The sequence below is a fragment of the Clavibacter michiganensis subsp. insidiosus genome (genome assembly GCF_002240565.1).
Lineage (GTDB): Bacteria > Actinomycetota > Actinomycetes > Actinomycetales > Microbacteriaceae > Clavibacter > Clavibacter insidiosus.
The window spans coordinates 2,526,207-2,546,805 of the sequence record NZ_MZMO01000001.1 but is presented as its reverse complement, the minus strand read 5'-3'; the positions used below and the strand labels follow the sequence as shown (position 1 = coordinate 2,546,805).

The window sequence follows — 20,599 nt, the reverse complement described above, 5'->3', positions numbered from 1 at the left end:
CCCGCGACCCGCTCGCGTGCTCAGCGTCACCCGGGCCGGTGCTGCTCCGGGAGCCCGTGCCGCCAGCTGCGGCCCTGGGCGGCCTTGACGGCGCAGATCACGAGCAGCACCCAGCCCCACTCCACGATGGTGACGCTCTCCGCGAGCGACGCGACCACGAGGACGACGAGCACGAGGGCCGTCCAGACGTAGCCGACGCCGCGCTTGGTGGTCGCCAGCACCCAGGAGCGCCCGAGCGCCAGGGCGCAGAAGGCGGCGAACAGCACGAGCCCGACGAGCCCCGCCTGCAGGTAGAGGTCGAGGTAGGCGTTGCGACCGGTCTCCTGCGCGCCCCGGCTGACGAGGTCGAGCGCCGTGTACGGGTAGGCGTCCCGGCGCCAGATGCCGACGAAGCCCCAGCCCTCGATCGTGTTGAGGTCGATGAGGCGCAGCATCTCCCGCCAGAGCGCCACGCGCTGGAGGTAGTCGGGCCGCGCCTGCAGCACCTGCAGCACGGGGGACCGGAACGCCACGACCAGCACCCCCGCGACGGCGGCGAGCACCAGGACGGCGCTGTTCGCGAGCGGCCGCGCCTGCCGCGCGAGGTGGCGGAGGCCGAGCAGCGCGAGGGCGGCGACGGCGAGCACGAGGAACGTGCCGAGGATCACCGACGACCGCGTGAGCGACGCCACGAGGAGCGCGACGACCAGGGAGAAGACGCCGCGGCCGCGCGAGACGGACCGGGTCATGAGCTCGACCGCGAAGGTCACGGCGGCGACGAGCGCCACGATCCCCAGGGCGTTGCGCTCGCCGAGGAGCCCCTGGATCGGGCCGAGGCGCTCGAGGGCGCCGCGGATCCCGAGGAACGGGAGGGGACCGTCGATGAGGAGCCCCGCGAGCACCTCGAGGACCAGGGACGACACCAGCACCAGCCGCAGCACGTCCCCGGCCGCGCGCACGATCTGGATCAGGTCGCGGACGACGCCCACGTACACCGCGAGGAACGCGGACGCGGCGAGGTAGAGCACGCCGCCGACCGCGTCCGGCTGGTACGCCGTCCAGAGGAGCGTCGCGGCGCACCAGCCCACCAGGACGAGCAGGGAGATCGGGAGGAGGCCCCGCCACTCCCAGTCGCCCCGCTTCGCCGCGAGGGATCCCGCCGCCATGGCCACCAGGGCCGTGACGATCGCGACGAGCCCGGCCCAGCCCACGGTCGACCGGAGCGCGTGGGACAGGACGGCCGTGCCGAGGATGCAGTGGGTGAGCGCGGCCGAGAAGCGCGCCGACCCGAGGAGGTCGGGCAGGCGCTCCGGGAGCGGCAGCCGGTTGGGACGGGTCATGCGTCGGCCTTCACGGGCGGTCGGCGGGGCACCGGGCGGCCGCGCGGATCAGACGACGCGGGGGTCGGGGGCGGCGGACGGCGCCGAGGCGGACGGGACGGCCGCGGGGGTCGGGGCGTCGACCGGGGGAGGCGACGCGACCGCGGCGGCCCGCGGTGCCTCGGCGCGCACCGGACGGCGACGCGCGTCGTCGGGACCCGGGACGTCCTCGCGCGCGACCATGCCGGACTTCGTGGCGATCGCGATGACGACGAGCAGCAGCCAGTTGCCCTCGTACAGCAGGCGGCTCTCCGCGAGGCTCTGCACGACCAGCGCGGTCATGAGCAGCAGCGGCGCGAGCGCGAGGGTGGAGTACGGCTCGACGCGGTCCCTGCGGTGCTGCGGTCGGTCGATGGCGGCCCACCAGGAGCGCACGTAGGTGGTCACGATGACGCAGGCGAAGGCGAGCAGCCCGATGGCCCCCACCTGCAGGAGCACGTCGAGGTAGGCGTCGTGGGCTTGCAGGTACGTGACGCCGCTGCGGACGGCGAGCCCCTGGAACGGGTGGACCCAGGGGGCCCAGTAGCCGATCCAGCCCCAGCCGACGACGGGCTGCTGCTGCGCGAGGCCCAGCACGGACTCCCAGATCTGGAACCGGCCCGTCAGGTCGGGGGAGCGGCCGAGGAGCTCGAACACCTCGGCGGTGCGCGTGGCGACGATGCCCGCGCCGACCACGGCCGCCACGGCGACGCCGCCCGCCAGCACGAGCCGCCCGCGGATGCCGACGCGTCGGGCGACGAGCGCGAGCGCGGCGACGACGCCGGTCATGAGGAGCGCGACCAGGACCGTGGAGCTGCCGGTGAGGGTCAGGGTGAGGAGGGCGACGAGGATCCAGATGCCTGCGTCACGCCGGCGGACCGTGCGCGCCGCGTACTGCAGCGAGAAGACGATGAGGCCGAGCAGCGCCACCATGGCGAGCAGGTTCGCGTTGCCGACGACGCCCTGGATCCGGCCGCCGCTGAGGAGCTCGCCGCGGGTCCACGCGAAGGCGGCCGGCGATCGGGGCCCGTAGTCGGTGAAGAACGGCATGACCGGCCCGCGCACCACGACCGCGACGAACAGCTCGAAGGCGAGCGACAGCCCGAGGATGATCCGGTACGCCCGGCCGAGCGCCTGCACGATCTCGGACCACGACAGCAGCGCGACGAGCGTCAGCGCCGCGATGGACGTCGACAGCTGGATGAGGACGCCGAGCGCCGACTCCGGCCGGTACTGCGACCACGCGATGGAGAGCACGGCGATCCCCGTGAACGCGAGCAGCGGGATCGGCAGCACGCGCACGCGCGGCAGGGGCCGCGAGCGGACGAGCAGGGTGACGCAGGTGACCAGCACGGCGAGCGCGATGGCGCCGAAGCCCCACCAGCTGAGGCTGTCGCGCCACATGTCACCGGCGAACGTGGTGACGAGGACGAAGGTCGCGAAGCTCCGGAGGGCTCGGCGGCTGGCGGTGGGCATGCCCATCAGGGTATCCGGCCTCGAGGCCGCGTCCCGCCGCCTGGGCGGAGCGGGGGCGGCGGCGCGGCGATCGCCTGCGCGCCGCGCGCCCGCGCTGTCCATCAGACGAAGGCCGCGTGCCCCGTGATCGCGCGGCCGACGATCAGCGTGTTCATCTCGCGGGTGCCCTCGTAGGAGTAGATGGCCTCGGCATCAGCGAAGAAGCGCGCCACGTCGTAGTCGAGCACGATGCCGTTGCCGCCGAACGCCTCGCGGCACCAGGCGACGGTCTCGCGCATCCGGCTCGTGGCGTACGCCTTGGCCAGGGCCGAGTGCTCGTCGGACTGCGTGCCCTCGTCGACCATCTCGGACGCGCGCGTGGCCAGCCCGATGGAGGCCGTGATGTTGCCGAGGCTGCGGACGAGGAGGTCCTGGATGAGCTGGTGCGCGCCGAGCGGCTTGCCGAACTGCTGGCGCTCGCCCGTGTAGGCGACGGCGGCCTCGTACGCGCCGACCGAGATGCCGATGGCGGCCCACGCGACCTCGGCGCGCGTGAGGCGCAGCACCGCGGCGGTATCGGCGAAGGAGCGCGAGTTCTGGAGGCGGTTCCGCTCCGGCACGATGACGCCGTCGAGCTCGATGTCCGCGTTCTGCACGATGCGCAGAGCCTGCTTGTCCTCGATCCGCGTCGCCCGGAAGCCGGGGGAGTCGTTCGGGACGAGGAAGCCCGTGACCTGGCCGTCATCGGCGTCCTTGGCCCAGATGACGGTGACGTCGCTCACCGTGCCGTTGCCGATCCAGCGCTTGGATCCCGTGATGCTCCACTCGTCGCCGCGACGCGTGGCCACGGTGCGCAGGCCCCGGGCGGAGTCGGATCCACTCAGCGGCTCGGTGAGCCCGAACGAGCCGAGGATCTCCCCGGAGGCGAAGCGCGGCAGCCATTCGGCGCGCTGCTCGGGGGATCCGGCGACGGCGACGCTGCCCATCACGAGCCCGCTCTGCATGCCGACGAGGGTCGCGATGCTCGCGTCGATGCGGCCGAGCTCGAGCGCCGCCCAGCCGCGGTACACGGCCGAGTTCTCGAAGGGGCGCGTCTCGGGGTAGGGCATGCCGAAGATCCCGCGCTCGGCGAGGCCGACGACCACGTGGCGGGGGAACTCGGCGCGGGCCCAGAGCCCGTTGACGTGCGGTCGGACCTCGGCCTCGAGGTAGGCGCGCAGGTCGGCGAGGGACTCCTTCTCCCGGTCGCCGAGGCGGGACTCGTAGCCGTAGAAGTCGGCGATGAGGGGGGTGAGGGACACGATGCTCCGTTGCGGTTCGTCAGCGCCCTCGGGGACGGGCGCCTGCGGCCGAGCCTAGGTCGGCGTCCCGGCGGCGCCCGCATCGGTTGGTACTTTGGTCGCGTCCGCACCGGACGCGCCCGCTCGGGCGTTGTAGGTAGCCGCCAAGCCCGACAGGATCCCGACGTGTTCACTGCCCTCGCCAACACCCCCCGCGACTACGCCTGGGGGTCGACGACCGCCATCGCTGGGCTCCTCGGCCGCGAGCCGTCCGGCGGCCCGGAGGCGGAGCTGTGGCTCGGAGCGCACGACGGCTCGCCCACGCGCGTGGTCGACCCGTCGACGGTCGGCGGCGCGGGGACGCTGGCCGAGTGGATCCGCGCGGACCCCGCGACCACCCTCGGCCCGCTCGCCTCCGGCCTCCGTCCGGGCGACGGCCCCGGCCTCCCGTTCCTCCTCAAGGTGCTCGCCGCCGACGGCCCGCTCTCGCTGCAGGCCCACCCGGACCTGCACCGCGCGCGCCGCGGCTTCCGCGACGAGGAGGAGCGCGGCATCCCGATCGACGCCCCGCACCGCAACTACAAGGACCCGCTGCACAAGCCCGAGCTGATCTTCGCGCTCAGCGACGAGTTCCACGCGCTCTGCGGCTTCCGCCCGCTCGCGGAGGTGCGGGACGTCTTCACGCTGCTGCTCACGCTCGACGCGTCCGGGCCCGACTCCGAGCCGGCCGTGATCCGCACCGTCCTCTCGCGCCTCACCGGCTCCGAGGCCGACGTGCTGCGCGACGTGTTCGCCTTCCTCATGGGCGGCGGATCCGAGGTGCGCCGCCTCGTCGACCGCGTCACGCTGCTCGCGAGCCTCGCCTCCGACCGGCAGTGCCGCGAGTTCTCGACGGAGATGCGCACGGTGCGCGAGCTCGCCGCGGCGTACCCGGGGGATCCCGGCATCGTCACGTCGCTCCTCCTCAACCGCGTGACCCTCCGCCGCGGGGAGGCGCTCTACCTGCCCGCCGGCAACATCCACGCGTACCTGCACGGGCTCGGGATCGAGCTGATGGCCGCGTCCGACAACGTGCTGCGCGGCGGCCTCACGCCCAAGCACGTGGACGTCCCCGAGCTCCTGGACGTGCTCGAGTTCCAGGCGCTGCCGGTCCCGTACCTCGCGCCCGAGCACGCCGCACCGGGCGTCGAGCTGTACCGGCCGGACGTGCCCGACTTCCTGCTGGCGCACGTCTCCCCGGCCACGCGCGACGCGGCCGACGGCGACGCGGGCGCGAGCGTCGTCGTCGTCGACGGGCCGGCCATCCTGCTCTGCACCGCGGGCGAGGTGACGCTCCGAGGCGAGGTCTCGTCCGTCGTGATCCGCCGCGGCGACGCCGTCTTCGTCACGCCCGACGAGGGCCGCCTCGTCGTCACGGGGGAGGGCGAGGCCTTCCTCGCGACGACCCCCGCACCCGTCGCCGACGCGGACGACGCGGACGGCGCCGACGCGTGACCGGCGGCCGGACGCCCGTCGATAGGGTTGCCGCATGACATGGTTGGTCACCGGCGGCGCCGGCTACATCGGTTCGCACATCGTCTCCGCGTTCGCGCGGGCGGGCATCGACACGGTCGTCCTCGACGACCTCTCGAGCGGGCACGCGTCGTTCGTGCCCGATGGCGTGCCGTTCCACCGCGGATCCGTGCTCGACCGCGAGCTGCTCGCCCGCGTCCTCGGCTCGGGCGACATCCGCGGCGTCGTGCACGTCGCCGGCTACAAGTACGCCGGCGTCTCCGTCCAGCGCCCCCTGCACACCTACGAGCAGAACGTGACGGCCACGGCCGTCCTGCTCGAGGAGATGCAGCGCGCCGGCGTCGACAGCATCGTGTTCTCCTCCTCCGCGGCCGTGTACGGGACGCCCGACGTCGACCTGGTCGACGAGCGGACCCCGAAGGCCCCCGAGTCGCCGTACGGCGAGTCCAAGCTCATCGGCGAGTGGCTGCTGCGGGACCAGGGCATCGCGGCCGGCCTCCGCCACGCGTCGCTCCGCTACTTCAACGTCGTGGGATCCGGCGAGGAGGGCTACTTCGACACCAGCCCGCACAACCTGTTCCCGCTCGTCTTCGACGCGCTGCTCGACGGCCGCACGCCGCGGATCAACGGCGGGGACTACCCGACGCCCGACGGCACGTGCGTGCGCGACTACATCCACGTCGTCGACCTCGCCGCCTCGCACGTCGCGGCTGCCCGCCGCCTCGAGGCGGGCGATCCCGTGGAGCCCGTGTACTGCCTCGGCAGCGGGGCGGGCGTGAGCGTCCGCGAGATCATGACGGCCATCGCCCAGGCCACGGGCATCGACTTCGAGCCGGAGGTGCGCGACCGCCGCCCCGGCGACCCGGCCCGCATCGTGGCCTCGGGCGAGCTCGCCGCGCGCGACATCGACTGGGCGATGCGCCACTCCCTGGACGACATGGTGCAGAGCGCCTGGGCCGCCCGCCAGGCCGGCGCCGCGGCGTAGCGCCGGCCGCGAGCGGCGGCGCGTCGCAACCCTCGAGGAGCGGCTGAGGGTTTACCCTCCGCGGCTTGACGCGAGCGAGTTACACCGGTGTAATTATGACGATGAGCTGGGGCCGGCCGGGCGCCTCGGCCGCGTGGGGAGATCGTGACATGGCACTACCTGAGTACCACGCCGGAGTCCCCGACGACTGGTTCGTCGACCCCGTGCGACTCGGGGTCCCGGGCGTCCGCAGCGTCGACGACGGCAACCCGCTCGCGTGGCAGGCCGACTCTCTGTGCGCCCAGACCGACCCCGAGGCGTTCTTCCCCGAGAAGGGCGGCTCCACCCGCGACGCCAAGAAGATCTGCGGCTCGTGCGAGGTGCGCAGCGAGTGCCTCGAGTACGCGCTCGAGAACGACGAGCGCTTCGGCATCTGGGGCGGCCTCTCCGAGCGCGAGCGCCGCAAGCTCCGCAAGCGCGCGGTCTGACCCGGCCGCTCGCGCCTCCGCGGCGCCCGCCTTCCGGCGCGCCGTCCCGCTGCGGCGGATCCCCACCACGCACCACGTAGGGTCTCCCCTGTCATGCAGCCACGAGTAACCGCGATCCTCGTCGCCCACGAGGGCGCGCCGTTCCTCGACCGGACCCTGGCGGCGCTCGCCGCGCAGACCCGGCGGCCCGACCAGGTGGTCGCCGTCGACCTCGGCTCCCGCGACGGATCCGCCGCCCTCCTCGCGGCGTCCGACCCCACCCGCATGCTCCAGGCCCCCGCGCGCATGACCTTCGGGCAGGCCGTCGACCAGGCCGTCCGCGTGATCCCCGCGCCCGAGGGCGACCACGAGCTGCTCTGGCTGCTCTCCGCCGACAACGCGCCCGCGCCCGACGCGCTCGAGCGCCTGCTCGCCGCGATCGAGGCCTCGCCGAGCGTCGCGGTCGCCGGCCCGAAGACCATGGAGTGGGACCACCCCGGCTACATCCACGAGATGGGGACCACGCTCACCACGCTCGGCGCGGCCGTGCCCGTCGTGGACGTCGAGCTCGACCAGGCGCAGTACGACGAGATGAGCGACGTCCTCGGCGTCGCCGCGGGCGGGATGCTCGTGCGCCACCGCCTCTGGGACGAGCTCGGCGGCTTCGACGACGCGCTCCCCGTCATCGACGACGCGCTCGACCTCTGCGTCCGGGCCCGCCTCGCCGGCCACCGCGTCGTGGTCGTCCCCGCCGCGCGCGTCGCCTCCGCGGGCGACGCCGCCCCCGGCACCGCGTTCCTCGGGAAGCGCACGCCGCGACGACGTCGCCGTCGTCTGCGCCGGCAGGCCCAGCTGCACCGCCGCCTCGTCTACGCGCCGCCCGCCGCCGTCCCGTTCCACTGGCTCTCGCTGGTGCCGCTCGCCATCCTGCGCGCGCTCCTGCAGCTGCTCCGCAAGCGGCCGACCGCGGCGCCCGGCGAGATCGGCGCGGCCGTGCGCGTGGCCGTGGCGCCCGGGCGGATCCGCGCCAGCCGCCGCCGGCTCGCCGCGGCCCGGACGGCGCCGTGGTCGAGCATCGCGTCGCTGCGCCAGCCGCTCGCGGTCGGCCGTCGACGGCGGTCGCTGGCCCGCGAGCAGTACCGCGTCGAGCACATGGGCGTCTCCGACGGCGTGGAGTTCCTCGCCACGGGCGGCGGCTGGACCGTGCTCGCCGCGCTCGTCCTCTCCGCCGTGATGTGGCTGCCGCGGCTCACCGGCACCGCCCTCGTCGGCGGACAGCTCCTGCCGCTCGGCCCGAGCGCCGGCGCGCTGTGGGCGCAGGTCGGCATCGGCGTGCGGGGATCCGGCGCGGGACCCGTCGCCCCCTCCGACCCGTTCGCGTACGTGCTCGCCGTGCTCGGCAGCGTCACGGCGTGGGAGCCGTCGCTCGCCGTCCTCGGGCTCTTCGTCGCTGCCTTGCCGCTCGCCGCCCTCGCCGCCTGGCTGTGCGCGGCGCAGCTGACCCGCAACGCCTGGCTGCGCGCGCTGGCCGCCCTCGTCTGGACCCTCGCGCCCACCCTGCTCATCGCGCTCGGCGAGGGCCGCCTGCCTGCCCTCCTCGCGCACCTGCTCCTCCCGTGGCTCGCGCTCGCGGTGCTGCGCGCGCCGCGTTCGTGGTCCGCGTCCGCCGTGGCGGGGATCCTGATGGCCGCCGTCGGCGCGTCCGCCCCGTCGCTCGTGCCCGCGGTGCTCGTGCTCTGGCTCGTCGCCACGGTGCGCGCCGGGCGCCGCGCCGGGCGGCTCGTCACGATCCCCGTGCCGCTGGTCGCCCTCGTCGCGCCGCTCGTCGTCTACCGCGTGATGCAGGGGCAGCCGCTCGCCCTGGCGGCCGACCCCGCGGTCCCCGCCGCGTTCACGCCCGCCGACGTGCCCGGCCTCGCGCTGGGCTTCCCGACCTCCGGCCTCGGCGGCTGGTCCGCGTTCGTCGACGGCCTGGGCGCGGGCATGCCCGCCGCCGTCCCGCTCGTCGTCGTCGCGGTGCTGGTGGCCCCGCTCGTGCTGGGCGCGATCGCGGCCCTCTTCCTCCGCGGATCGCACCGCGCCGCCCTCGCGCTCGGCGTGACGGTGCTCGGCTTCGCGACCGCCGTGCTCGCCGCGCGCACCGTGGTGCAGTCGACCGGATCCGACGTCGTCGCGGTCTGGCCGGGTTCCGGCCTCAGCCTCCTCTGGCTCGGCCTCGCCGGCGCGCTCGTGCTGGGGTTCGCGACGCTCGGCCGGCGCTCGGTCGCCCCGGGGATCGTGGCCGCCGTGACCCTGGTCGTGCTCGCGCTGCCGCTCGTCTCGACCGCCGTCGCCGGATCCACCGCGGTGCGCGCCACCACGGACACCTCGCTGCCCGGGCTCGTCGTGGCGGAGGCCGCCACGGATCCCGCGGTCGGCACGCTCGTCCTGCGCGCCGCGGACGACGGCTCGCTGTCCGCCGACGTCGAGCGCGGCGCCGGCCGCACGCTCGAGCAGGTGTCCACGGTCGACTCCACCATCGGGTCGCTGACCGACACGCAGACCCGCGTCGTCGAGCTCGCGGGCAACGTCTCCTCCCGATCCGGCCTCGACGCGACCGAGGACCTGCGGCGGCTCGGCATCAGCTACGTGCTCCTCGAGACGCCCGCGGGCGACGCGGAGGCCGCCGTGCACGACCGTGCCCGCGCCGCCCTCGACGACGACCCCGTGTTCACGGCCGTGGGGCAGACCGAGGCCGGGCTGCTCTGGCGCTTCGTCGGCAGCGACGACCTCGTCGCCCAGGTCGCCGGTCCCGGCAACCTGGATGACCCGGGGCGCGCGGGCGTGCTCGCCGCGCAGGCGCTCGTGTTCGCGCTCACCCTGCTCCTCGCCGTCCCCACCGGCGGCCTGGCGGCGCGCAGCCGCCCGCTGCCGGCCTACCGCGAGCCCGTCGTCGCGCCCGACGCGCGCCCGGCGGACGCCGAGGAGCCGCGGCCCGCGCACGACGACCGCGGCACCCCCGCCTACATCGACGAGCCGACGGGCGAGGCCGGGGAGGCCGCCTCCTTCGGCGACATCCGCCAGGCGGGGGAGCGCCGCGCCGGCGACGACGGGGAGGCCGACGACGTCGCGCCCGCCGCCGAGGAGGACGATGCCCGGGCCCGCGCCACCGACGAAGACGACGACGACCGCAGGGGGACAGATGGCCAGGCGTGACGCCGTGCGCATCGCGACGCGCGTGACCACCGGGATCGTCGGCGTCGCCGTGCTCGGGGTCGTCGTGACGGGCGCGCTCCTCCTCCCGCCGGCCTCCGGTGACGCGAGCGCCCCGTCGGTGCTCGTGACCCCCGTCGCGACCGACCAGCTGCGCGTCTGCCCCGGCGCTCTCCTCCGCCCGCCCGCGGCGGACGCCGCGTCCTCGACCACCGCGGTCGCCGTCGGCAGCGCCGCCGTGACGAGCGGATCCGCGGCGACCGGGGCGACCGGCGCCGCCCCCGGCGTCCGCACCTCGCGCCTGCAGGCCCCCGAGGTGCAGGGGGCGGCGTCGAGCGCGCCGTCCGTGCTCGCGGTCGCGGGCGCCGTCGACGACGCGCCGACCGACCTCGCGGGCGCGGCGTCCGAGATCGCGACGGAGCCCGACCTCGCGGGCCTCGCCGCCACGTCGTGCTCCGAGGCGACCGCCGACGCGTGGCTCGTGGGCGGCGCGACGACCACCGGCCGCACCACCTTCGTCGTGCTCGACAACCCGTCCGGCGTCTCCTCCACCGTCGACCTCGCCATCACGGGCGAGGACGGGGCCGTCAGCGCACCCGGCGCCAGCGGGATCTCCGTCCCGGCCGGCGGCCGCCGCGTGCTCAGCCTCGCCGGACTGGCCCCCGACCTCTCCTCCCCGGTCGTGCACGTCCAGAGCCGCGGCGGCCAGGTCGTGGCCCGGCTCGAGCAGAGCACGGTCCGCGGGCTCCTCGCGGGCGGCGTCGACTGGATCGGCCCGGCCGCCGCCCCGGCCACCGCGCTCACCATGACCGGCCTCCGCATCGACTCCCAGGCGGCGCCCGTCGCACCCGTCGAGGGCGCGGACGCTCCCGCCGCCGACGAGGGCGGATCGGCTCCTGGAGCGGGCTCCGACCCCGGCACCGACCCCGACCGCGAGACGGCCGTGCGCATCGTGGTCCCCGGATCCGACGACGCCGACGTCAGCGTGAGCGTCGCCCCCGAGGAGGGCACCGACGGCACGGGCACCACCTTCACGGTGCAGGCCGACGCGGGCCGCACGATCGACGTGCCGGTCGCCGACCTGCCCGACGGCCGCTACTCCGTGACCGTGCAGAGCTCGGTCCCGGTCACGGCCGCCGCGCGCAGCGTGTCCGGTGCCGCGGAGAGCGGCGCGACCGACTTCGCCTGGCTGCCGTCGGCCGAGGCGCTCACGCGCGATGCGCTGGTCTCCGTGCCCGCGGGTCCTGCGCCGCTCCTGCACCTGCGCAACGCCGGCGACCAGGCGGCCGCCGTCACGGCGCGGCCGACCGACGGCTCCGCGTCCGTGTCGCTCGACGTGCCCGCGGGATCCGAGGTCTCGGCCGCCGTCGAGGCCGGGCGCACCTACCTGCTCGAGGGGGCGACCGGCCTCACGGCCACCGTCACGCTCGCCGAGCCCGGGCGATCCGCCGCGATGCCCGTCGTGCCGGTGCTGCCGGCCGCCGACCCCCTGCGCGTCCACCCCTGAGGCCGGGCGTCGCCGACCACCCGGACGCGCTTCGCGGCCGTCGCCCGGACGCCTGACGGCCGTTGAGGATCCGCGGCTAGTGCGGGTCGTACCTGTCGGGGGCGAGGTCCCACGGGTCCTTGCCGAGCAGCTCGGCGACCGCGCGGTACACGCAGCCCTCGACGAGCGCCCGCTGGTGGTACTCGTCGTCCTCGTGCAGGTGCGCGAGCCGCTCGATGGGGAGCCGGTAGAAGATGACGCGGCGCTCGTCGGCGAGGACGCTCCACCGGTCGATGCCGTCCCGCTCGCTGTTCTCGGCGGGCAGCGCGGCGACCTCGAAGGAGACGCGGTCGAGCTCGTCGGGCCAGAGGCCGCGCAGGTACTCGGCGGCGGACGCGATGGTCTGGTCGAAGACGTCGGCGCGCGTGCGCAGCACCGGCAGCTCCGGTCCGGTGACAGGGGAGCGGAGGCCGCGGCCGTGCCGATCCCGCCAGGAGCCCCGGATGGAGACGTGGCCTCCCCGGCGGCGCGATCGTGGCATGGCCCCATCGTACGGCCACGGGGTCGGCGGTAGTGTGGGGCCGACATGACGAACAGGCCCTGCTCCCGCGTCGGCTGCACCGGCGGCGCCACGACCACCCTCACCTACGTCTACGCGGACTCCATGGCCGTCCTCGGTCCCCTCAGCCACGACTCCGAGCCGCACAGCTACGACCTCTGCGACCGTCACGCCGCCCGCCTCTCCGCCCCGCAGGGCTGGCAGATCGTGCGGCACGGCGTGCTCGGTGAGGTAGGTTTCGGAGCATGACGACGACTGCCGCCGAGACGCTGACCGCCATCGTGAAGACCTACGACGTGCGAGGTCTCGTCGGGAGCCAGCTCACCGAGGAGCTGGTCACCGCCCTCGGCGCCGGCTTCGTCGACGAGCTCGGCGCCGCCGGGAGCGAGATCGTCGTGGGCCACGACATGCGCGACTCCTCGCCGTCCTTCGCCCAGGCCTTCGCCCGCGGAGCCACGGCACGCGGCGGGAACGTGCTCCTCATCGGGCTCTGCTCCACGGACGAGACCTACTTCGCCTCGGGATCCCTGGACGCCCCCGCGGTCATGTTCACCGCGAGCCACAACCCCGCCACCTACAACGGCCTCAAGTTCTCCCGCGCCGGCGCCCAGGGCATCAGCCTCGACACGGGCCTCGCCGCCATCCGCGACCGCGCCATCGGCTTCCTGTCGGACGGCATCGCGCCCGTCGAGCCCGCGGGCGTGGTGCGCGAGCGCGACGTGCTCGCCGATTACGCGGGCTACCTCCGCCAGCTCGTCGACCTCTCCGGCATCCGCCCGCTGCGCGTCGTCGTCGACGCGGGCAACGGCATGGGCGGCATGACCGTCCCCGCCGTTCTCGGCACCGCGGCCGGCCTCCCCGAGCTGCCCATCGAGATCATCCCGCTGTACTTCGAGCTCGACGGCACCTTCCCGAACCACGAGGCGAACCCGCTCGAGCCCGCCAACCTGGTCGACCTGCAGAAGGCCGTCGTCGAGCACGGCGCCGACCTCGGCCTCGCCTTCGACGGCGACGCCGACCGCTGCTTCGTGGTCGACGAGAAGGGCCAGGCGGTTACGCCCAGCGCCGTCGCCGCCATCGTCGCGCTCCGCGAGATCTCGCGCGTGAAGGCCCAGTCGCCGGAGGAGGACGTCACGGTCCTGCGCAACCTCATCACCTCGCGCATCGTGCCCGAGACCATCGAGGCGGCGGGCGCCACGGCCGTCCGCACGCGCGTCGGCCACTCGCTCATCAAGGACCAGATGGCCGCCACCGGCGCCGTCTTCGGCGGCGAGCACTCCGCGCACTACTACTTCCGCGACTTCTGGGGCGCCGACAACGGCATGCTCGCCGCGATGCACCTGCTTGCCGAGTTCGGCCAGACCGACGGCCTCATGTCCGACCTCTCGGCGCGCTACACGCCGTACGCGCTGTCGGGCGAGATCAACAGCACGGTCGACGACGTGCCCGCCGCCTACGAGCGCATCGTCGAGGCCTTCCGCGGCCGCGGCGAGTTCGACGAGCTCGACGGCCTCACGGTCGACGGCCCGGTCGCCGACGACGGATCCTTCTGGTGGTTCAGCGTCCGCCCCTCGAACACCGAGCCGCTGCTGCGCCTGAACGTCGAGGCGTCGACCGAGGAGAAGATGGCCGCCCTCCGCGACGAGCTCCTGGGGCTGATCCGCGGGGCCTGATCCCGCGACCCGCACCGCATCCGCCGCCGCGTCCCTCCTCGAGGGGCGCGGCGTCGTCGCGTCCCAGGCTGTTCACGAGGCCATACCCCCGGGGGGTTACTTCTGGTACCCCCAGGGGGTACCATGGATGGGAACGGGAGGTGGCCGCCATGGTCGGGTACAGCGAGGGCAAGGACGACATCCTCAAGCGGCTGCGGCGCGCGGAGGGGCAGGTGCGCGGGATCGAGCGCATGGTCGAGTCCGACACGTACTGCATCGACGTGCTCACGCAGGTCTCGGCGGTCACGCGCGCCATGGAGACCGTCGCGCTGAAGCTGCTCGACGACCACCTCGCCCACTGCCTCGCGGAGGCCGCGCGCGAGGGCGGCCAGGTCGCGGACGACAAGGTGCGCGAGGCCTCCGCGGCCATCGCGCGGCTCGTCCGCTCCTGATCCGCCCGCGCCCCATCGACATCGCACGACACGAAGGAGACCCCTTGACCACCACGACCTTCCCCGTCACCGGCATGACCTGCGCGCACTGCGTCGCGAGCGTCACCGAGGAGGTCGGCGAGCTGCCGGGCGTCGCGTCCGTCGCCGTCGACCTCGTCGTGGGCGGCGACTCCACCGTCACCGTGGAGAGCGACCGGCCGCTCGACCCGGAGGCCGTGCGCGCCGCGGTCGACGAGGCCGGGTACGTCGCGGGGCTCTGACGTGACCGACCCCGCATCCGGATCCGCGGGCGCCACGGGTCCCGTCGCCGCCCCGCCCGAGGATGGTGCTGTGCTGACGCGCGTCGACCTCGACGTGCAGGGCATGACGTGCGCGTCGTGCGCGATGCGGATCGAGCGGAAGCTCGGCCGGATGCCCGGGGTCGAGGCGGCCGTCAACTACGCCACCCACCGGGCGCGCGTGCAGCTGCCCGCGGGCACGAGCGTCGAGGACGCGATCCGCACCATCGAGCGCACGGGGTACCGTGCGTCGGAGCGCGCCGGGTGGGGGAGCGCGGCGGCGGATGGCGCGTCCGCGCCCGTCCCGTCCCGATCCGCGGAGCCCGCGCCCGTCGCGGTCGCGGCTCCCCGCGTCCGCTCCGACGCGGCCGACGCCGGCGCAGCGGATCCCGCATCCGCGCCGTCGCCCATGCCCGCCCCGGCCGCGCCCGCCGCACGCCGCCCCGACGCCGACGAGCTCGCGCTCCGCCAGCGCCTCGTCGTCTCCGCGGCGCTCACCGTCCCCGTCTTCCTCATGGCGATGATCCCGGCGCTCCAGTTCGACGACTGGCAGTGGCTGTCCCTCGCGCTCGCCGCGCCCGTCGCCGTGTGGGGCGCCTGGCCGTTCCACCGGTCCGCGGCCGTCAGCGCGCGCCACGGCGGCGTCGGCATGGACACGCTCGTCAGCATCGGCGTCGCGGCCGCGTTCCTGTGGTCGCTGTACGCGCTCTTCCTCGGCGACGCGGGCGAGCCCGGCATGCGCATGACCATGAGCCTCGTCGGCGAGCCCGGCGGCGGATCCGGCGACGTCTACCTCGAGGTCGCCGCGGCCGTCACGGTCTTCCTCCTCGGAGGCCGCTACCTGGAGGCGCGGGCCGCCCGCGCGTCCGGCGCCGCCCTCGCGGCGCTGCTCGACCTCGCCGCCAAGGACGTGGCCGTCCTGCGCGACGGCGTGGAGACGCGGATCCCCATCCGCGACCTGCGCGTCGGCGCGGAGTTCGTCGTGCGCCCGGGCGAGCGCATCGCCACCGACGGCGTGGTCGTCGACGGATCCAGCGCGGTCGACCGCTCGCTCCTCACGGGCGAGTCGCTGCCCGTGGAGGTCGGCCCCGGCGACGACGTCACGGGCGCGACCCGCAACGCCGGAGGCCGCCTCGTCGTGCGCGCCACGCGCGTGGGGGAGGAGACCCGGCTCGCCCGCATGGCCGCGCTCGTGGAGGAGGCGCAGACGGGCAAGGCGCGGATCCAGCGCCTGGCCGACCGCGTCTCGGCCGTCTTCGTGCCCGTCGTGCTCGTGCTCGCCGTCGGCACGCTCGTCGGCTGGCTGCTGCTCGGCTTCCCCGCGGAGGCCGCGTTCACCGCGGCCGTCGCGACGCTGATCATCGCCTGCCCGTGCGCCCTCGGGCTCGCGACGCCGACCGCGCTCCTCGTGGGCACGGGCCGCGGCGCCCAGCTCGGCATCCTCATCACCGGCCCCGAGGTGCTCGAGTCCACCCGCCGGATCGACACCGTGCTGCTCGACAAGACCGGCACCGTCACCACGGGCGTCATGTCGCTCGTGCGGGTCGTCCCCGCGACGGGCGTCGACGCCGACGAGCTCGTGCGCGTGGCCGCCGCCCTCGACGCGCGCTCGGAGCACCCGGTCGCGCGCGCCGTCGTCGAGGCCGCGGGCGCCGCATCCTTGCCTGATGTCGAGGGCTTCGTCGCCACCGCGGGCCTCGGCGTGCACGGCGTCGTCGACGGCCGCGCGGTCGCCGTGGGCCGCCCGTCCTGGCTCGCGGAGCGGTGGGCCGCCGAGCCCGACGCGTCGCTCGCCGCGGCGCTGCGGGACGCCGAGGCGGGGGGATCCACCGTCGTCGCGGTCGCGTGGGACGGCGCCGTCCGCGGGATCCTCGCCGTCGCCGACGCCGTCAAGCCCACGAGCGCCGAGGCCGTCCGCCGCATGCGCGCGCTGGGCCTCCGTCCCGTGCTCCTCACGGGCGACACCGCGGGCGCCGCGCACCGCGTCGCCGTCGACGTCGGCATCGACGAGGTCATCGCGGGCGTGCTCCCCGAGGGGAAGCTCGACGCGGTCCGTCGCCTGCGGGCCGAGGGCCGCGTGGTCGCGATGGTCGGCGACGGCGTGAACGACGCCGCCGCCCTCGCGCAGGCCGACCTCGGCATCGCGATGGGGACGGGCACCGACGCGGCCATCGAGGCGGGCGACATCACGATCGTCCGCGGCGACCTCGTGCTCGTCGCCGACGCGGTGCGCCTCGCGCGGCGCACGCTCGGCACGATCCGCGGCAACCTGTTCTGGGCCTTCGCCTACAACGCCGCCGCGATCCCCGTGGCGATGCTCGGCCTCCTCAACCCGCTCGTCGCCGGGCTCGCGATGGCGCTGTCGTCCGTCTTCGTCGTCACGAACAGCCTGCGCCTGCGCCGCTTCCGCTAGCGGGATCGCGCCCTGTCGTCATCCACGGCCGGGCGTCACGCGTCGGATGCGAGACTGGACCCATGACCCTGCTCCCGGACGCCACCAGCACCGCCCTGCCCTTCCGCGTCGCCGACCTCTCCCTCGCGGAGTCCGGCCGCCACCAGATCCGCCTCGCCGAGAACGAGATGCCGGGCCTCATGGCCCTCCGCGAGGAGTTCGGCGCGTCGCAGCCGCTCGCGGGCGCGCGCATCGCCGGATCCATCCACATGACCGTGCAGACGGCCGTGCTCATCGAGACCCTCACCGCCCTCGGCGCGCAGGTGCGCTGGGCGAGCTGCAACATCTTCTCCACGCAGGACGAGGCCGCGGCCGCCGTCGCGGTCGGCGCCGGGACCCCGGACGCGCCCGCGGGCGTGCCCGTCTTCGCCTGGAAGGGCGAGACGCTCGAGGAGTACTGGTGGTGCACCGAGCAGATCTTCGACTGGTCGGGCGAGGCGCAGGCCGCCGACGCCGACTGGACGGGCCCGAACATGATCCTCGACGACGGCGGCGACGCCTCGCTCCTGGTGCACAAGGGCCGCGAGTACGAGCTCGCCGACGCCGTGCCCGAGACCCCCGAGGACGCGAGCCACGAGTACCGCGTCATCCTCGACACGCTCCGCCGCAGCCTCGCTGCGTCCTCCGACCGCTGGACCCGCCGCGCCGCCGACATCCAGGGCGTCACCGAGGAGACCACCACGGGCGTCCACCGCCTGTACGAGCTGGCGCGCGACGGCGAGCTGCTGTTCCCCGCCATCAACGTCAACGACTCGGTCACCAAGAGCAAGTTCGACAACAAGTACGGCATCCGCCACTCCCTGCCCGACGGCCTCAACCGCGCCACCGACGTGCTCATCGGCGGCAAGGTCGCGTTCGTCGTCGGCTACGGCGACGTGGGCAAGGGCGCGGCCGAGGCGCTGCGCGGCCAGGGCGCGCGCGTCATCGTCTCCGAGGTCGACCCCATCTGCGCGCTCCAGGCGGCGATGGACGGCTACCAGGTCGCGAAGCTCTCGTCCGTCATCGAGACGGTCGACATCCTCGTCACCGGCACGGGCAACGTCGACGTCGTGCGCGTGGACGACATCCAGCGCATGAGGCACCAGGCGATCATCGCCAACGTCGGCCACTTCGACAACGAGATCGACATGGCCGGCCTCGAGCGCCTCCCGGGCGTCGAGAAGGTCGAGATCAAGCCGCAGGTGCACGAGTGGCGTCTGCCGTCGGGCCGCAGCGTGCTCGTGCTCTCCGAGGGCCGCCTGATGAACCTCGGCAACGCCACCGGGCACCCGTCGTTCGTGATGAGCAACTCGTTCACGAACCAGGTGCTCGCGCAGATCGAGCTGTGGGTGCGCAACGAGCAGTACCCGATCGGCGTGTACGTGCTGCCGAAGCACCTCGACGAGAAGGTCGCGCGCCTGCACCTCGACGCGCTCGGCGTGGAGCTCACGGAGCTCCGTCCCGAGCAGGCCGCCTACATCGGCGTGCCGGTCGAGGGGCCGTACAAGGTGGACCACTACCGGTACTGATCCGCGAGCTCAGGCCGACGCCGCCCGTCCCTCAGCAGGGGGCGGGCGGCGTCGTCGCGTGCGGCGTGCGGCGGCTCAGGAGGGCGGGGATCCGCCGCGCGCCGGGAACCCGTGCGGCAGCCCCGCGAGGATCGGCTCGAGCGACGCCATGCGCTCGCGCTCCAGCATCAGCGCCCGGTGCTCGCGCTCGCGGCGGACGGCGCCGACGGCCGTCACGAACGACTCGGGATCCGTCGCCGGCAGGGGCGACACGTGGACCGCGGCCTCGTCCGCGAGCTCCGCGGCGAGGCGTGCGCGGGAGGCCGGCGTCATCGCCGCGCGCTGCGCGAGGAAGCGCGCCAGGCGGCGGCCGAGCGCGTCCGGCAGGCGGCCGACGTCCGCCTCGGACGCCCACGCGACGAGGTGCGGCGGCACGGGCGGCAGGGGAGCGGGGTAGGCGGGGACGCGCTCGTGCTGGGAGCGGGTGCCGGCCACGAGGTCGCCGAGGCGCTGGGCGCGTGGGCTGAGGAGGCCCACGAGCGCGGCCAGCCCGCCGAAGGTGAGGTAGATCTCGAGGATCCCGACGAGCGCCCGCGCGACCGCGTGCCGGAGGCCGATGCCTCCGCCGTCCGCCCGCACGATGCGCGCGCCCACGGCCCAGCGCCCGAGCGAGCGGCCGCGCGACGCGACCTCGACCACGACGGGCATGACGACGATCGCCAGCACGACGGCGGCGATGGCGCACGCGGCGCTCGACGCGTCGTCGAGGAGGCCCGCCCCGGCGAGCCGGCCGACGAGGAGCACGAGCAGGAGGCCCACGACCAGGGACGCGATCACGTCGATCGCGGCGCCCGCGGCCCGCAGCACGAAGCCCGCGGGACGGACGTCGAGGGCGACGGCCTCGCCGACCACGAGCGCGTCGGGACCGTCCGAGAGGATCGGGTCGTGCGCGTCGGCTGCCGCCATGCATATAGTCAAGCAGATGGACCTCGACGCCTACACCGCCGCCCACCGGGACGACTGGGACCGGCTCGCCCGCCTCGCAGGTCGGCGCCGGCTCACCGGACCCGACGCCGACGAGCTCGTCGACCGGTACCAGGCGGGCGCGGCCGAGCTGTCCGCGATCCAGGCGGCGGCGGGATCCACCGCGCAGGGCGACCGGCTCTCCGTCGCGCTCTCGCGGGCCCGCATGCGCTTCACCGGGCAGACCACGAACGTCGCGGCGCGCATCCCCGTGTTCCTCGCCGTGGACCTGCCCGCTGCCCTGTACCGGATCCGCTGGCTGACGCTCGCGGTCGCGCTCGTCACGGTGGCGATCGTCGCGCTCTACGCCACCTGGATCCTCCGCGACCCGTCGATGATCGCGAGCCTCGGCAGCGACGCCGACCTCCGGAAGTACGTCGAGGACGACTTCATCGACTACTACAGCGAGAACCCGGCGGCCTCGTTCACGGGCCAGGTCTGGACGAACAACGCGTGGATCGCCGCGCAGTGCGTGGCCTTCGGGATCACGGGGCTGTGGGTGCCGTACGTGATCCTGCAGAACGCGCAGGGCCTCGGCACGACGACCGCGGTGATGTTCTCCTACGGCGAGGGCGGCACGTTCTTCTCCTACATCCTCCCGCACGGCCTGCTGGAGCTGACGGCGATCTTCGTGGCCGCCGCCGCGGGCCTGCGCATCTCGTGGGCGTGGATCGCGCCCGGCGCCCGCACGCGCGGCCAGGCGCTCGCCGAGGACGGGCGCGCGCTCATCACGGTGGCGTTGGGGCTCGTGCTCGTGCTGCTGGTCTCGGGGATCATCGAGGGCTTCGTGACGCCGCAGCCGTGGCCGGTGGCGCTCAAGATCGCGATCGGCGCGGTCGCCCTCGGGGCGTTCCTCTTCTACATGGTCGTCGTCGGCGGCCGGGCCGTGCGCGCGGGCGCCACGGGCGACCTCGACGAGTTCGAGGCGGGCGGCCGGCGGATCGTCGCGGGCTGAGCCCACGGATCGGCCGCGCCGCCCGCCTCGCGGTCGGGCGGGCAGCGG

Annotated in this window: 17 protein-coding genes; 12 read left to right on the top strand and 5 right to left on the bottom strand. The window is 75.0% G+C overall.

Annotated features, from left to right (window positions below; translation table 11 throughout):
* Positions 1–26: 26 nt before the first annotated feature.
* From B5P21_RS12310 to B5P21_RS12300, 3 genes are all read right to left on the bottom strand, one after another.
* Entirely contained in the window at positions 27–1,319 is a 1,293-nt protein-coding gene (locus B5P21_RS12310) for an O-antigen ligase family protein (protein WP_094171210.1), read from the bottom strand.
* A 48-nt stretch (positions 1,320–1,367) separates the two neighbouring features.
* On the bottom strand, positions 1,368–2,813 hold the full coding sequence (locus B5P21_RS12305; RefSeq protein WP_236688795.1) for an O-antigen ligase family protein: 1,446 nt from the start codon (positions 2,811–2,813) through the stop codon (positions 1,368–1,370).
* Between the two features lie 101 nt (positions 2,814–2,914).
* Positions 2,915–4,093, bottom strand: coding sequence for an acyl-CoA dehydrogenase family protein (locus B5P21_RS12300; RefSeq protein ID WP_094171209.1), 1,179 nt, complete (start codon positions 4,091–4,093; stop codon positions 2,915–2,917).
* Positions 4,094–4,258: 165 nt separating this feature from the next.
* On the opposite strand from B5P21_RS12300, the gene manA reads away from it, so the two are divergent.
* From manA to B5P21_RS12275, 5 genes are all read left to right on the top strand, one after another.
* Positions 4,259–5,566: a mannose-6-phosphate isomerase, class I gene (manA, locus tag B5P21_RS12295; protein ID WP_045527040.1), complete on the top strand. Its 1,308-nt coding sequence runs from the start codon at positions 4,259–4,261 to the stop codon at positions 5,564–5,566.
* A 34-nt stretch (positions 5,567–5,600) separates the two neighbouring features.
* Positions 5,601–6,569, top strand: a complete 969-nt coding sequence (gene galE, locus B5P21_RS12290; RefSeq protein WP_045527041.1) for a UDP-glucose 4-epimerase GalE — start codon at positions 5,601–5,603, stop codon at positions 6,567–6,569.
* Positions 6,570–6,718: 149 nt separating this feature from the next.
* Entirely contained in the window at positions 6,719–7,036 is a 318-nt protein-coding gene (locus B5P21_RS12285) for a WhiB family transcriptional regulator (protein WP_012298082.1), read from the top strand.
* A 93-nt stretch (positions 7,037–7,129) separates the two neighbouring features.
* Complete coding sequence (locus B5P21_RS12280; RefSeq protein WP_094171208.1) at positions 7,130–10,210, top strand: glycosyltransferase family 2 protein; 3,081 nt, start codon at positions 7,130–7,132, stop codon at positions 10,208–10,210.
* Positions 10,197–11,714, top strand: a complete 1,518-nt coding sequence (locus B5P21_RS12275; protein WP_045527043.1) for a DUF5719 family protein — start codon at positions 10,197–10,199, stop codon at positions 11,712–11,714. Before B5P21_RS12280 ends, B5P21_RS12275 begins: the two co-directional genes overlap by 14 nt.
* Positions 11,715–11,790: 76 nt before the next feature.
* Here B5P21_RS12275 and B5P21_RS12270 read toward each other — a convergent pair whose 3' ends face one another.
* A complete protein-coding gene (locus tag B5P21_RS12270; protein ID WP_045527045.1) occupies positions 11,791–12,234 on the bottom strand; it encodes a metallopeptidase family protein in 444 nt (147 codons plus the stop codon).
* A 45-nt stretch (positions 12,235–12,279) separates the two neighbouring features.
* Between B5P21_RS12270 and B5P21_RS12265 the strand changes: the two genes are divergently transcribed.
* The 6 genes from B5P21_RS12265 to ahcY all read left to right on the top strand — a co-directional run bounded on the left by B5P21_RS12265 (position 12,280) and on the right by ahcY (position 18,594).
* Positions 12,280–12,501 (top strand): DUF3499 family protein, encoded by a 222-nt coding sequence (locus B5P21_RS12265; RefSeq protein ID WP_015489735.1) that lies wholly within the window; start codon positions 12,280–12,282, stop codon positions 12,499–12,501.
* Complete coding sequence (locus B5P21_RS12260) at positions 12,498–13,925, top strand: phosphomannomutase/phosphoglucomutase (protein ID WP_094171207.1); 1,428 nt, start codon at positions 12,498–12,500, stop codon at positions 13,923–13,925. The genes B5P21_RS12265 and B5P21_RS12260 overlap by 4 nt, the downstream gene beginning before the upstream one ends.
* 149 nt (positions 13,926–14,074) lie before the next feature.
* The gene (locus tag B5P21_RS12255; RefSeq protein ID WP_015489737.1) at positions 14,075–14,356 is read left to right on the top strand and encodes a metal-sensitive transcriptional regulator; all 282 of its coding nucleotides are present in this window, start codon (positions 14,075–14,077) and stop codon (positions 14,354–14,356) included.
* Between the two features lie 44 nt (positions 14,357–14,400).
* On the top strand, positions 14,401–14,616 hold the full coding sequence (locus tag B5P21_RS12250; protein WP_045527049.1) for a heavy-metal-associated domain-containing protein: 216 nt from the start codon (positions 14,401–14,403) through the stop codon (positions 14,614–14,616).
* 1 nt (position 14,617) lies between these two features.
* The gene (locus B5P21_RS12245) at positions 14,618–17,047 is read left to right on the top strand and encodes a heavy metal translocating P-type ATPase (RefSeq protein WP_045527051.1); all 2,430 of its coding nucleotides are present in this window, start codon (positions 14,618–14,620) and stop codon (positions 17,045–17,047) included.
* Positions 17,048–17,109: 62 nt separating this feature from the next.
* A complete protein-coding gene (gene ahcY, locus B5P21_RS12240) occupies positions 17,110–18,594 on the top strand; it encodes an adenosylhomocysteinase (RefSeq protein WP_094171206.1) in 1,485 nt (494 codons plus the stop codon).
* 75 nt (positions 18,595–18,669) lie between these two features.
* Here ahcY and B5P21_RS12235 read toward each other — a convergent pair whose 3' ends face one another.
* Entirely contained in the window at positions 18,670–19,539 is an 870-nt protein-coding gene (locus tag B5P21_RS12235) for an RDD family protein (RefSeq protein WP_045527054.1), read from the bottom strand.
* Positions 19,540–19,555: 16 nt separating this feature from the next.
* Here B5P21_RS12235 and B5P21_RS12230 point away from each other — a divergent pair, with 16 nt between their 5' ends.
* Positions 19,556–20,551, top strand: coding sequence for a stage II sporulation protein M (locus B5P21_RS12230; protein ID WP_045527055.1), 996 nt, complete (start codon positions 19,556–19,558; stop codon positions 20,549–20,551).
* Positions 20,552–20,599 lie beyond the last annotated feature (48 nt).